Annotated in this window: 11 protein-coding genes; 8 read left to right on the forward strand and 3 right to left on the reverse strand. The window is 56.5% G+C overall.

The annotated features are described in order from the left end of the window. Nucleotides 1-97 precede the first annotated feature (97 nt). Together ACO6TI_RS24820 and ACO6TI_RS24825 are read left to right on the forward strand one after the other, a co-directional pair. The gene (locus ACO6TI_RS24820) at nucleotides 98-505 is read left to right on the forward strand and encodes a hypothetical protein (protein WP_208992712.1); all 408 of its coding nucleotides are present in this window, start codon (nucleotides 98-100) and stop codon (nucleotides 503-505) included. A 103-nt stretch (nucleotides 506-608) separates the two neighbouring features. Further along, nucleotides 609-1,067: a cupin gene (locus tag ACO6TI_RS24825; protein WP_108874067.1), complete on the forward strand. Its 459-nt coding sequence runs from the start codon at nucleotides 609-611 to the stop codon at nucleotides 1,065-1,067. Between the two features lie 26 nt (nucleotides 1,068-1,093). Here the strand turns inward: ACO6TI_RS24825 and ACO6TI_RS24830 are convergent, their stop codons facing one another. Then, the gene (locus ACO6TI_RS24830) at nucleotides 1,094-2,380 is read right to left on the reverse strand and encodes a cyclic nucleotide-gated ion channel (protein ID WP_055116458.1); all 1,287 of its coding nucleotides are present in this window, start codon (nucleotides 2,378-2,380) and stop codon (nucleotides 1,094-1,096) included. A 191-nt stretch (nucleotides 2,381-2,571) separates the two neighbouring features. Between ACO6TI_RS24830 and ACO6TI_RS24835 the strand changes: the two genes are divergently transcribed. Continuing rightward, nucleotides 2,572-2,697, forward strand: coding sequence for a hypothetical protein (locus ACO6TI_RS24835; RefSeq protein ID WP_268873255.1), 126 nt, complete (start codon nucleotides 2,572-2,574; stop codon nucleotides 2,695-2,697). 76 nt (nucleotides 2,698-2,773) lie between these two features. Here the strand turns inward: ACO6TI_RS24835 and alaS are convergent, their stop codons facing one another. Together alaS and recA are read right to left on the reverse strand one after the other, a co-directional pair. Then, nucleotides 2,774-5,431 (reverse strand): alanine--tRNA ligase, encoded by a 2,658-nt coding sequence (gene alaS, locus ACO6TI_RS24840; protein ID WP_196899711.1) that lies wholly within the window; start codon nucleotides 5,429-5,431, stop codon nucleotides 2,774-2,776. A 270-nt stretch (nucleotides 5,432-5,701) separates the two neighbouring features. Then, the gene (recA, locus tag ACO6TI_RS24845; RefSeq protein ID WP_108873842.1) at nucleotides 5,702-6,787 is read right to left on the reverse strand and encodes a recombinase RecA; all 1,086 of its coding nucleotides are present in this window, start codon (nucleotides 6,785-6,787) and stop codon (nucleotides 5,702-5,704) included. Nucleotides 6,788-7,103: 316 nt separating this feature from the next. Between recA and ACO6TI_RS24850 the strand changes: the two genes are divergently transcribed. From ACO6TI_RS24850 to ACO6TI_RS24870, 5 genes are all read left to right on the forward strand, one after another. Then, nucleotides 7,104-8,045, forward strand: coding sequence for a carbohydrate kinase family protein (locus ACO6TI_RS24850; RefSeq protein ID WP_422383577.1), 942 nt, complete (start codon nucleotides 7,104-7,106; stop codon nucleotides 8,043-8,045). Nucleotides 8,046-8,138: 93 nt separating this feature from the next. Further along, complete coding sequence (locus ACO6TI_RS24855; RefSeq protein WP_422383578.1) at nucleotides 8,139-9,071, forward strand: pseudouridine-5'-phosphate glycosidase; 933 nt, start codon at nucleotides 8,139-8,141, stop codon at nucleotides 9,069-9,071. Nucleotides 9,072-9,350: 279 nt separating this feature from the next. Next, nucleotides 9,351-10,556 (forward strand): cell surface protein, encoded by a 1,206-nt coding sequence (locus ACO6TI_RS24860; protein ID WP_104702118.1) that lies wholly within the window; start codon nucleotides 9,351-9,353, stop codon nucleotides 10,554-10,556. 63 nt (nucleotides 10,557-10,619) lie between these two features. After that, a complete protein-coding gene (locus ACO6TI_RS24865; RefSeq protein ID WP_104702119.1) occupies nucleotides 10,620-11,555 on the forward strand; it encodes a DUF6384 family protein in 936 nt (311 codons plus the stop codon). 37 nt (nucleotides 11,556-11,592) lie between these two features. Beyond that, a complete protein-coding gene (locus ACO6TI_RS24870) occupies nucleotides 11,593-13,047 on the forward strand; it encodes a hypothetical protein (protein WP_055116468.1) in 1,455 nt (484 codons plus the stop codon). Nucleotides 13,048-13,132: the final 85 nt, after the last annotated feature.

Here is a 13,132-nt window from a genome sequence, read left to right on the forward strand (position 1 = left end):
TGACTTTTTGATTCTGCAGACGGGGGAAAGCATGCTTGATTCAATTTCTGAAGTTCGATTTTTTGATCATTTTTTTCAGAAGCTTACGAGAATTCTCTTGGGTGCCTTCCTCCTGATTTCGATCAGTCTAGGGGCTTCGGCACAATCCGTCTACGAGCCAGGACGCGGGACAGCGGACCGAAGCGGCATTTTGAACGCGATCCGTCCGATGCTTGAAGCGCGCGTCGGACCACCTGTTGAATTTGTCGTTGACTGGATGCGGGCCGGATCAGGCTGGGCCTTTGTCCAGGTCAGTCCACAGCGCCCGGGAGGCGGCGTCATCGACTTGAACAGAACGACATATGCCATGCAGGCGGAATACATGGATGGCCTCATGACATTCGCCCTGCTGCGTTACCAGTACAATCGATGGAACCTGATCGACTTTGCCGTGGGTCCGACCGATGTTTTCTGGCATGGCGATCCGCTCTACGCTCAGGTGCCGCCAGGCCTGCTGCCATATTGAGTGTCACGTTCCTGGAAAACAGCATCCTGATCCCGGGCGAGCGCTCCCCTCGCGGCAAGTCTCCTGGTGCGCCATGCACGAGCGCAACAACGGAACCACGCTCATGAATTCGACAAGCGATACAAAAGACCCTGCTGCTCACTACTGGCATCTTTGGACCGATATTGACGGCGTCACACACCAGTCCCATTGCCGGTTCTCCAATTTTGAACTCCAGAGTTTCGCCCCACCGGCCAGCGACCTCTGGGTAAAACGCCTTGCAGCCGATCCCGAGGACATCACGATACTGGTCCTTCAGCCCGGGACGTTGAGGTGGCACCGCAATCCGAAGCCGCAGTGGATCGTTCCGCTCTCGGGAACCTGGTTCGTTGAAAGCATGGATGGGACCCGTGTGGAAATGGGGCCCGGCATGGCTTCCTTTGGTGAAGACCAGCTCTCCAGGCCCGGTGCCAACGGACAGGAGGGACACCTGTCGGGTGTTGTTGGCGATGAACCTTGTGTCCTGCTGTTGATCCAGGTGACCGATACTCCGAGGACAGACGCTGCTTGCAGGCTGGACTGAAATCTGACCGGCCCTCTGAATAAAGACTACCGGGCGGGATCCTTGTCCGTTTCATCGTCCTTGTCGAATGAAAGCTCCGGTTCTTCGCTCATCTCGTCTGCAGAAGCATAGACCCCGGCCTGCTGAAGCTCTTCTTCCGCAAGTTCGCCAAGCACCTTCTTGCCGGCAGCGACACGCTCGCGCGCTTCGTCCATGATCTTTTTGGCAAGCGTTTCGTCCCTGTTCATGAGTTCCTGGAGTGTGTCGGACTCAAGCACAAGCAACTGACAGTCCCGGTAGGCCGTTACGGTTGCCGTTCGGCGGCTTTGATTGATGAGAGCCAGCTCTCCAAAGAAACTTCCTTCTCCTAGATAAACCGTTTCATGTTGCAGCTTGATCGCCACTTCACCTTCCGAAATGAAATACATCCGGTCAGCCACGTCGCCTTTTTCTGCTATCACCCCGCCTTTGCGAATTGCCTGTGCCTGCAGGAGTTTTGAAACTTCCGCGATTTCGGTTGCCTTCAGGTCTTCGAACAGCGGGACACGGGCGACCATCGACCAGGTGACAACAAAATCCCTGCTGTGAATTTCGCGCGCGAATGCGGAAGCGATAATTCCCACGGGCAGCGCAATCAGGCCATACCCCATCAGCATGACCACGCTGCCAACGATTTTCCCGAGGTTGCTGACCGGTACGACGTCCCCATAGCCCACAGTCGTGATCGTCGTGATTGCCCAGTAGATGCCGTGAAGAATGCTACGGAATTTCTCGGGCTGAACGTCATGTTCTACGAGATACATCAGGGTCGCCGACAACAGGATCACACCGCTGATGATCATGCTTGAACCCAGAAGCGCCTTCCTCTCACCGACGACAGCCGAAATCAGCGACCGGAGCGCCGGTGAATAGCGTGCGAGTTTCAGGAACCTGAGCAATCGAAGGATGACGACGATTGTGAAGGCCTGATTGGGCAGGAAGAGAACGAACAGAAGCGGAAGGGCTCCGATCAGATCGATGATCGCATCGGGATGAGCCGCATAACGCAGTCGAGACCACAACGGACCATAACGACGAAGCGGCGGGTGCAGATCGGCAACATAAAGCCGCAATATGTACTCTATGAGGAAAATGAACCCGCTGCCGAGCTGAAGAAACCGCAAATGGTGGCCAAAAGTTGTGCGCACCTGAGGCACCGTTTCCAACACCGCCAGACCTATGTTCAGCAGAATCAGGAAAATCAGGAAATGACTCAAAGTACGGGCTGCGACCTTTCGTTTGCCCGTGTCCTCAAGCACTTCATAAAGAGCCCGTTTGAAACTTTCGTCCTGCACTGCGCGCTCCGTATTGAAAAATCAGCGATTTCATGAATAGCCGAATATCGTTTCAGGACAAAATCATCCGTTCGGGTCTTCACGCATACCGCGCGATTCCGTGAGAGCCGGTTCCGCGAACGTGATTGGGCAAATTTGTCGCAGGCCCCATTTCTATGGATGTGGGCGACACAACTCGTCAGGAGGGAATTATGACAATTGAAACCAACAAGGTCCGCGCAGCGGAGACGTCACCTCACCACATCGTGCTGAAAATGCTGATCGTGTCGACATTCCTGGCCGCAATCGCGATGGCCGTCACCGCAGCTCTGAACTGACCGGCACCACGGTCCTGATGAAAAAAGCGTGCCCAGTTGGCACGCTTTTTCATTTCTCAAAGTCATCGATACCAAATCACATTGCGCTCAGGTGAGTCTCGATCGCCGCAATCGCGCTGTCCGCCTTTGCGCCATCCGGTCCCCCGGCCTGTGCCATGTCCGGACGGCCTCCGCCGCCCCGTCCTCCAAGCGCTTCCGATCCGATGCGCACCAGATCCACCGCGTTCACCTTTTCCGTCAGATCCTTGGTGACTGCGGTCACGATCGCCGCCTTGCCATCTTCGGCGACGTTGATCAGTACGATCACCCCTGACCCGAGCTGGGCCTTGGCCTCGTCAGCCATGCCCTTCAAGTCCTTCGGATTGATGCCTTCAACCGTGCGTGCCATCAATTTGAAGGCACCAGCATCCTTGATCGGCGCAGTTCCGTTGCCGCCTCCGCCCATCGCGAGCTTTTTCTTGGCATCAGCAAGTTCCTTTTCCAACTTGCGGCGTTCATCCACAAGCTGGGAGACCCTGGCCGGCACATCATCGGCGCCGATCTTCAAAAGTGCCGCGATTGCGCGCATGCGCTTGTCCTGCGCATCAAGATAGGAACGCGCTTCAGCGCCCGTAAGTGCCTCGATCCGGCGCACACCGGCGGCAACTGCACCTTCGGAAACAAGCGTCACCAGTCCGATGTCGCCGGTCCGCTTGACATGGGTACCGCCGCAAAGTTCCAGGGAATAGGGCTTGCCTTCCCGTGACCCGTGCAATGCCGTTCCCATCGAGACAACGCGCACTTCATCACCGTATTTTTCACCGAAAAGCGCCATCGCACCGGCCTCGATGGCATCATCGACCGCCATCAGGCGTGTCTCGACCGGAGCATTCTGCAGGATGATCTCGTTTGCATAGGTCTCGACTGTCGCCAGTTCGCTGTCATCCATCGGCTTTGGGTGAGAGAAGTCGAACCGCAAACGGTCCGGCGAGACCAGAGACCCTTTTTGTGCCACATGCGTACCGAGCACTTCACGAAGAGCCTCGTGAACAAGGTGTGTCGCGGAATGGTTTGCCCGCACAGCGCTGCGCCGGGCGTGGTCAACCTTCAGCTCCAGAGCAAGGCCGGGGACGAGCTCTCCGTCCTCAACCGTGACACTGTGGACAAAAAGACCATCGGCTTTTTTCTGCGTGTTGGTCACCGTAGCTTTCAGACCGGCTGCAAGCATCTCTCCGGTATCACCGACCTGACCACCGCTTTCACCATAGAACGGTGTCTGGTTCAGAACGACGAAGCCGCTTTCACCGGCGGACAGTTTTTCGATTTCCATATCTTCAGAGGCAAGTGCAACAACAACACCTTCCGCGCGCTCGGTCTCGTAGCCGAGAAAATCCGTCGCGCCGTGTTTTTCCTTCAAGGCAAACCAGACGGCCTCGGTAGCGGCCCCTCCGGCCCCGGACCAGGCAGCGCGAGCTTCGGCTTTCTGGCGCTCCATCGCGGCATCAAAACCGTCGGTATCGACGGATATGTCGCGCGCGCGCAGCGCGTCCTGTGTCAGGTCGAGCGGGAAGCCATATGTGTCGTAAAGCTTGAAGGCCGTTTCACCGTCAAGCTGGCCACCGGCCGTCAGATCGTCCGTTGCGGTGTCGAGCAACCCAAGGCCGCGTTCCAGCGTCTTGCGGAACCGGGTCTCTTCCAGCTTCAGCGTTTCGGTGATCAGGTCCTCTGCGCGAGACAGTTCCGGATAGGCACGTCCCATTTCACGCACGAGTGTCGGCACCAGCTTGTGCATGAGGGGTTCAGCCGCACCAAGGAGATGCGCGTGGCGCATCCCCCTTCGCATGATACGGCGCAGCACGTAGCCGCGGCCCTCATTGGAGGGCAATACACCATCAGCGATCAGAAAACTTGTCGAGCGCAGATGATCAGCAATCACCCGATGACTGCCGAGCGCAGCACCGGCAGCTTCGACATTCGTTTCATGTTCCGACGCAGCGATCAGCGCCTTGAACAGGTCGATATCGTAGTTGTTGTGGACGCCCTGCAATATGGTCGCCAGTCTCTCGATACCCATGCCCGTATCAATCGAGGGACGCGGCAGGTCGAGACGTTCATCGCTCGTCTGCTCGTATTGCATGAAGACGAGGTTCCATATCTCGATGAAACGGTCGCCATCCTCTTCGGCGGAACCTGGAGGACCACCCCAGATATGATCGCCGTGGTCGTAAAAGATTTCCGAACACGGACCGCAGGGTCCCGTATCACCCATGGACCAGAAGTTGTCCGACGTTGGAATACGGATAATCCTGTCATCGCTGAGGCCGGCAATTTTCTTCCAGAATCCGGCAGCTGCCTCGTCCTGAGAATAAACGGTTACGAGAAGCCGGTCCGCGGGCAACCCGTATTCCTTCGTGATCAGGTTCCAGGCAAGCTCGATTGCTCTTTCCTTGAAGTAGTCTCCAAAGGAGAAATTGCCGAGCATCTCGAAGAACGTGTGGTGACGGGCCGTGTAACCGACATTGTCCAGATCGTTGTGCTTCCCGCCGGCGCGGACAACCTTCTGGGCGGTCACAGCGCGCGAATAGGGGCGTGTTTCCAGCCCGGTAAAAACGTTCTTGAACTGGTTCATGCCCGCATTCGCGAACATCAGGGTCGGGTCATTGCGCGGAACCAGCGGTCCGGACTCAACCACTTCGTGATCGTTTTTCTTGAAAAAGTCCAGAAAGGTAGAACGGATTTCATTTACGCCGGTCATTCGGGTCTCACATCAGTGCCTGCCCTTGGTAATTCGGGCCAATTGAAAATCTAAAGGTGCGAAGGCCCCATTTCAGGGTCCGCACCGGAACTGCCTTTTAACTTTGACCTCAAACCCTGTCCAGCAATTGAGCACGTCCTGACAAAGTCAGAGCACTCCATGAGCGCTGGTCCTTTTCCGATAGACAATGAAAAAGGCTTTCTCCGAAACGGGAGAAAGCCTCTATCAAATCGCGCAAGTCACCGATACTAAGTATTCAAAAACAATATCTTAGCCTTGGTCATCAACCAGATCTTCAGCGCTTTCAGCCGCTTCAGGGTCAATGATCGCTTCCGCAATCAGGCCTGCATTCTGACGGATGGCCAGTTCAATTTCCTCCGCAATTTCCGAATTGTCTTTCAGAAACTGCTTGGCATTTTCCCGGCCCTGACCGAGGCGCTGGCTGTTGTAGGAGAACCACGAACCGGACTTTTCGACAACATTGCCTTTGACGCCGAGGTCGATGAGCTCACCCATCTTGGAAACGCCTTCGCCATAGACGATATCAAATTCAACCTGCCGGAAGGGAGGGGCAAGCTTGTTCTTGACCACTTTCACACGTGTCTGGTTTCCGACGACCTCGTCACGATCCTTGATCGCGCCTATCCGGCGAATGTCGAGACGGACGGAGGCATAGAACTTCAGCGCATTACCACCTGTTGTGGTTTCGGGAGACCCGAACATCACACCGATCTTCATACGGATCTGGTTGATGAAGACGACCATGCACTTTGACTTGGAAATCGAAGCCGTGAGTTTGCGCAGGGCCTGGCTCATCAGGCGGGCCTGCATGCCGGGCAAACTGTCACCCATCTCGCCTTCCAGCTCGGCCTTCGGCGTCAGAGCGGCGACGGAGTCAACGACCAGTACATCGACCGCGCCCGACCGGACCAGCGTGTCGGCGATCTCCAGAGCCTGTTCACCGGCATCCGGCTGCGATATCAGCAAGTTGTCGATATCGACACCAAGCTTACGAGCATAGAGAGGATCAAGAGCATGCTCTGCATCTATGAAAGCGCAGATACCGCCCTCTTTCTGGGCTTCGGCGACGGTATGCAGGGCAAGCGTTGTCTTGCCGGAAGACTCAGGGCCGTAAATCTCGACAACACGGCCGCGCGGCAATCCACCGATCCCGAGTGCAATATCAAGACCCAGGGACCCGGTCGAAACAGATTGAACCTCAACAACCTGCCCCTGCCCCATCCGCATGATGGATCCTTTGCCAAAGGAGCGTTCAATCTGGCTGAGCGCTGCATCCAGCGCTTTTGTCTTATCCATCTGGCTGCTTTCTACGAGACGAAGTGTATTTTGCGACATAGCTTACGCTCCTTATTCCACGACGGACGCGTTGTTTCAATGGATGGGTTTGTACACTATTTGTTCTCAATAAACAAGAACAACAAACTGCTTGGTTTTAATACGGAAATTATACTTTGTTTCCAATATGTTCTCATTTTCGTCAAATAAGATACCGTTGCGTTAGAAAAGAATGGAAACATATCGTGATTCTGTCTTCCGGCAGAATCGCGTCACCCGCCGAACAGGTTGCCGCAGTCTTGATGATCTGCTAGCCCGCAGGTTTTCTCGGTCCCGGTCAAAAGACCGGCCTGCTCTAGACGGAAGTGCCATACCTGTGTTCTCCACACCCGAATATCGATTGGTTTCCATCGGTGCGGTTCACTACGATACGATTGCGCATGCGGTCACCAAAATTCATCGTGAGACATCGACCCCTGCCCGCTTCAGCGCCAGACCGGGCGGCGTTGCCACCAACATCGCCCGCGCCGTTTCACAGCTTGGTGTTGAAACGACTTTGATCGGAGCAGTCGGTGGAGACGGTGCTGCTCATATGCTTGAAGATCAACTGACACGGGAAGGACTTCGCCTGAACCTGGTGCAGCGCCTGGATCATTCGACAGGACAATATCTCGCATTCCATGACCCTGGCGGAGAACTTGCCGCGGCCTGCGTCGACGATCGTGTCTTGTCCGAAGCACCGGACAATCTGTTCGACACTCTCCTGGACAAGGAAACAAAGGTATCAACCGAAAAGACCCTTTGGTTTCTTGACGCGAACTTGCCCGAAGCGATGCTGCAGCACACCATCGAACGTATCGGCGGCCAGTTTGTCATCGCCAATGCGGTCTCGGACGCCAAGGCACCGCGTCTCGGACCTGTTCTGAAGGGTCTCGATTGCCTCACGCTCAACAAAAGCGAAGCAGCATCTCTCCTTAACAGGCCTACCGAGACACCCGCCGAAGCGTTGGCGCAGGCATTGATCGACAGCGGCCTGAAGTCGTTCATCCTGACCAACGGTGGCGGCGAATTGCGGGTATTTTCCGGCGAAACGCTGCGCAGCTTCGCTCCTCATACAGCCGAAATCGTGGATGTAACCGGCGCAGGCGATGCCTTGACCGCCGGAATGATCGCGGCACTGGCAAGAGGGTATGACCTCCTCGATGCGACGCGCTTCGGATTGTCGGCGGCGGCGCTGACCCTGAGGTCTACCGGTGCGCTTGCCGGCGATTTGTCCTGGCAAAATCTCGAGATTTTTGACCAGTCGGACAAATTGTAGCCTTGGCGCAACGCCACGATCTCCCTATAAGGCGCTCAACTCACGTCCCAACAATTTTGGATGGGACAGCCTCAACAACAAAGGCCTCACAACGTGACCCAACCTTCCAACGCCGCCGCCGTCCAAACGTTGATTGTCTATAGCGAAGAAGTCAGCGAGGCCCTTGCATCCGCCAAACCCGTTGTTGCGCTGGAATCGACAATCATCACCCACGGCATGCCGTTTCCCCGCAACGTCGAAACCGCGCGGCAGGTTGAGGCTGATATTCGCGCGGAAGGCGCCGTACCCGCGACAATCGCCATCATGGACGGCAAGCTTCACGTTGGCCTGAGTGATGCGGATCTCGATCGTCTCGCACAGGCAGACGACGTTATGAAGTGTTCACGGGCAGACATGACTTTTGCTTTGGCGACAGGCCGTTTTGGCGCTACGACCGTTGCAGCCACGATGATGGCCGCGCACCTCGCCGGCGTAAAGGTTTTTGCAACCGGCGGCATCGGCGGCGTTCACAAGGGCGCCGAAGAGACCTTTGATGTTTCTGCCGATCTCGACGAACTTGCACGGACGCCTGTTTGCGTTGTCAGTGCAGGAGCAAAAGCGCTGCTCGACATTCCGAAAACACTCGAGGTACTGGAGACCAAGGGCGTTCCTGTGATCGCCTATGGAACAGAAGAGCTTCCGGCTTTCTGGTCACGCAACAGTGGACTTGTCGCGCCCTATTCACTGAACTCGGCAAGTGAAATCGGCCGGCTTTTGAACATGCGCGCCAAATTCACTGATCACGGCGGCGTACTTATAGCCAATCCGGTCCCAGAAGCTGACGAGATCCCGCGCGATGAAATGTCCGGGTACATTGATGCAGCAATCAAAAAAGCCGAAAGAGAAAAAATCAGGGGCAAGGACGTCACTCCCTTTGTCCTTGGTGCAATTCTTGAGCTGACCGATGGCAGGAGCCTCGACACCAACATCGCCCTGGTGCGCAACAACGCGCGGCTGGCGGCAAAGATCGCTGCCAATCTTGGCTGAAATCCAACCCGGTTTCACAATCGGAGCAGCAGAGACGCCTGATCCCTTTTGACAATCCCCGTCGTTCGATATGACGCCGTCGCAATTGTCGCCTGCGGGTTGTGTGCGCGCAGATTGTGACCGGCGGCAAATTTCCTGTCAACCGACGCTAAGCCGTTGACAGAGCGGCGTTAGCCTGCCCTTACTTGCAGCATATGATTGTCAACGGGACGGCAGGGCGAACCTCAGGGAATGTGCCCCCACCATTTATAAAAGCCGTTTCGCACAGGAGGCTCGAAAATGACTGACGCGTCAACACCGGAAACCACCGGAACGGCAGCAACGCCGGCGGGAAGCTTCTCACCGCTTCAGTATCTCGATCGCGCATTGTCGACACTGCGCGATATTGGAATTACGCCGGAATCTGAAGCGGACGCACCTATCAACGCGCTTCTTGAACAGATTTCGGAGCTGTCTCCCGACAAGGTGCTGGTCATCTCGCGCACGCTCAGCCAGGCTTCCAATTTCAACGAGGTTGTCCGCACGCAGGTCCAGCAGATGGATATCGGTGAGCGATACGAGGAAATCACCAACGCCTTCAATTCCATCAGGGACGACGCCAAGTCGCTGGTGGATCAGCTGGCAGACGGCAAGATCTCCTTCACGGAAAACCTGTCGAACAAATGGCGTGACATGCGCCGGGGCACGATCTCTGACCGGTTTCAGGATATTCGCGGGACGTACAAGGAAGTCGCCCTTGCGACCAAGGACCAGATCGAGCGGGAGCAGACAATCCTGGACTCTTATCGCGACTTTCGCGGCGCCCTGAAACAGGCCGAGGTGACAGCGCTGGAGTTGCTGAACATGGCAACCGAAAAGCTGAATGGCAAAAAACTCGCGCTGGAAGCCGCTTCCAAGGAAGTGGAAGGCTATGCCGGTGACGATCCGGCACAAAAGGCACGGCTGGAGCTCACCCGCGACGAACGCATGCGCGAGATGCAGGACGAGGAGAAGCGCTATCAGATTGCCAAGGACCTATCCGACAATCTGACCATAGGCTACAACACCTCGGAAGTGATCATGGCGCGTCTTGTGCAGACCACCAACGCCAAGGAACGTGTTTACGCGCAGTCCGTCAGTTTCTTTTCGACAAACGAATCCGTCCTGACAGCTCTCAACGCGTCCTTTACCGGATTGCAGGGCCTGCACGAGTCCACCGAAACCTTGAATGCCATGAAGGAAGGTATCAACAAGAGCCTCGAAACTCTGGCTGAAATCGGCGACGCCGTGCAAAAAGAGGCCCTTAAGGCAGGCTATGGCCCGACCGTCGCCGCAGCATCAGTGAAAAAACTGGTCGATTCCGTGGTGAATTTCCAGGTCCAGTCCCGCGAGATCATTTCCGAAATGCGGGACATGTCGACCAAGAATTCCGAGGAAATTCGCCACGCGGTCGAAGAAGGCAAGCGCCGGCTCGCAAAACTGACTGCACAGGGTCAGGGTCTCTGATCACGAAAGACTGTATCGGGCCGGCAAGAGGTCGGCCCGACCGATGCAAGAAGACGGGTATTGATGGCAAGCAGGACTGACAAATCCGACGCGCCTCTCGACGATCTGATGATGGTGATGGACGTGGTGGATACGCTGCGTCACGAAGAAGGTCAGGTTGCGCGGGAGTTGAAGACGGATGAGCGTGACGCCGCGATGGTCGAACGGCTGCGTCATGTGTATGCCTCGCAAGGTATCGAGGTCCCCGAGCACATCCTGAAAGCCGGTGTCGAAGACCTCAAGCGCGATCGCTTTGTCTATTCGCCGCCCAAGACCGGATTTCAGCGCACGCTGGCGATGATCTACATTTCCAGAGGAACCTGGTCCAAGTGGCTTGCGGCGGCCGCCGCTTTGCTTTTTGTGGTTGTCGCCGCCTGGTATTTCCTCGTCATATTGCCACAGCAACGCGCCGAAGCGGAGCTGACCGCGCGGCTTGAAGCTCTTCCTGCGACGTTCACCGAACTCGTGGAGCGCGTCGAGACGCTGACCGAAAATACCGAGGTTGAAGCCGAGGCAAACTCGCTTGCTGCAGATGGCCGCCTTGCGCTGGAGGACGGCAAAAACGAAGCGGCCTTCAAGGCGGAAGCGGATCTGCGCCAACTCGCCGGGCGGCTTCAACAGGTGTTTGAGGTCCAGATCGTCTCGCGCGAGGGTGAACCGACCGGCCTCACACGTATACCGGAAGCCAATCCGAACAGCGAGAATTTCTACATTGTCGTGGAAGCCATCGATCCGGACGGAAATGTTCTCAAGCAGACGATCCAGTCTGAAGAAACGGGCAAGTCCGAATCCGTTGACAAATGGGGGCAACGGGTATCGGAAGCGATCTATGACGCTGTACGGCGCGACAAGATCGAAGACGGCATCGTTCAAAAGGGAGTTCTCGGTCAAAAACGGCGTGGCGAACTCGATGTCAAATGGCGCAGCGGTGTTCAGGGCGGAGCGATTACGACATGGTAGCGCAGGTTAAGCCGTCATTCTCGCCGGAGGACATCTCATGTTGACGGGACGGCAAACACTCGGGACGATTGAGCAGTCCATGGCAGATCTCCGCCGGGAAGAAGCAGAGCTGAGCAAGCGCATCGAACGTTCGACGCGTTCGGTGACGGACCTGCAGGAACGGCAAAGCGAGGCTTATCGCGACCTCGCCCGATTTCGTCTGGACACTGATGCGGCCGGAACACTTAACACGCGCCTCGACAGTGCTGCTCGTGAGGCAAGACGCCTGCTCGACAAGCGCAGCGACGATTACAAGGTTCTGAGCGAACAGCTTCGCCAGTCTGAATCCGAACGGAACCAGAAGCACAAGCAGCGCCAGGAGCTGGACACGTCGCGCGACACGGCAGAAAACCAGATGGACGACCTGATGGAAACGGTCGACGGTCGCCTGGAAAACGACAGCGCTTACCTGGCTCAGCGCGAAACCGCAGAACAGGCAAATGCGACTGCCGAGGCTGCGGCCGAAAAAGCGCGTACCGCCCAGCAGGACCAGGAACAGAAGGGCAAAGCCTATGATGCCGATCCGCTATTTGTCTATCTGTGGCAGCGTGGTTACGGGACGCCTGACTACAATTACAGGGGACTGACCAGGTCACTTGACCGTTGGGTTGCCGGACTGATCCGCTATGATGATGCACGGGCAAACTACGCCATGCTGACAGGCATTCCCGACCGCATGGCAAGACATGCCGAACGTTGCGCCGAGATTGCCGCGCAGGAAGAAGAAAAGCTTGCCGAATTCAGCCGCAATGCCATGAACGATGCTGCGGGCACGGATCTGGTCGGATCGATCGAAGGCTATAGTGACGAGATCGAGCAGATCGACACGGACCTTGAAAAACTTGACAGTCAGATTGAAACACTCGCTGGCGCACTCGCGGAATTCTCCAGCGGCGAGGATTCCGATTTTCAGAAGGCCGAGGGGTTTTTGTCGGAATCCCTGAAAGCCGACGATCTCAATGACCTGTGGCGAGCCGCAATGGACACCCCCTCTCCGGAGGACGAGAAGATCGTCCAGCGCATAGAGGACTTCAGGGAGCGCGTCGAGCAGGTTGCCCGGGAAATCCGGCAGGACCGCGAACTGCAGCGTGACATCAGCCGCCGGAGAGCAGAACTCGCCGATGTCATCAAGCGCTTTCGATCGAAAGACTACGGTAGTTGGGAATCGACATTTTCCGATGACAAGCTCACGACGGTTCTGCTCGGCGAACTTGTCAAGGGCGCTATCACGGGCGCCGACTACTGGGCGCGAGCGGAACGATCTCATCGTCGCCGGAAACCGCGCGGCCGCAAGGTTGCCTTTCCCAATGGATCCGGATTACCGAAGTCCATGGGTGGTTTCGGACGCTCGGGTCGCCGGTCTTCGGGATCTGGCGGACAATTCGGCGGTGGAGGCTTCAAGGGAGGCGGCAGTTTTGGCGGCGGCGGCTTCAAAACGGGCGACCAGTTTTAGTTGGAAATCTGCCCGGTCTTTGCCACAAGGTTTCGTTAGCACTCTTGTAGAAGACTTGAGACATGGGACAGGAAGAGATTCTGAC

It is taken from the genome of Roseibium album (assembly GCF_965233825.1).
GTDB classification, from domain to species: domain Bacteria; phylum Pseudomonadota; class Alphaproteobacteria; order Rhizobiales; family Stappiaceae; genus Roseibium; species Roseibium album.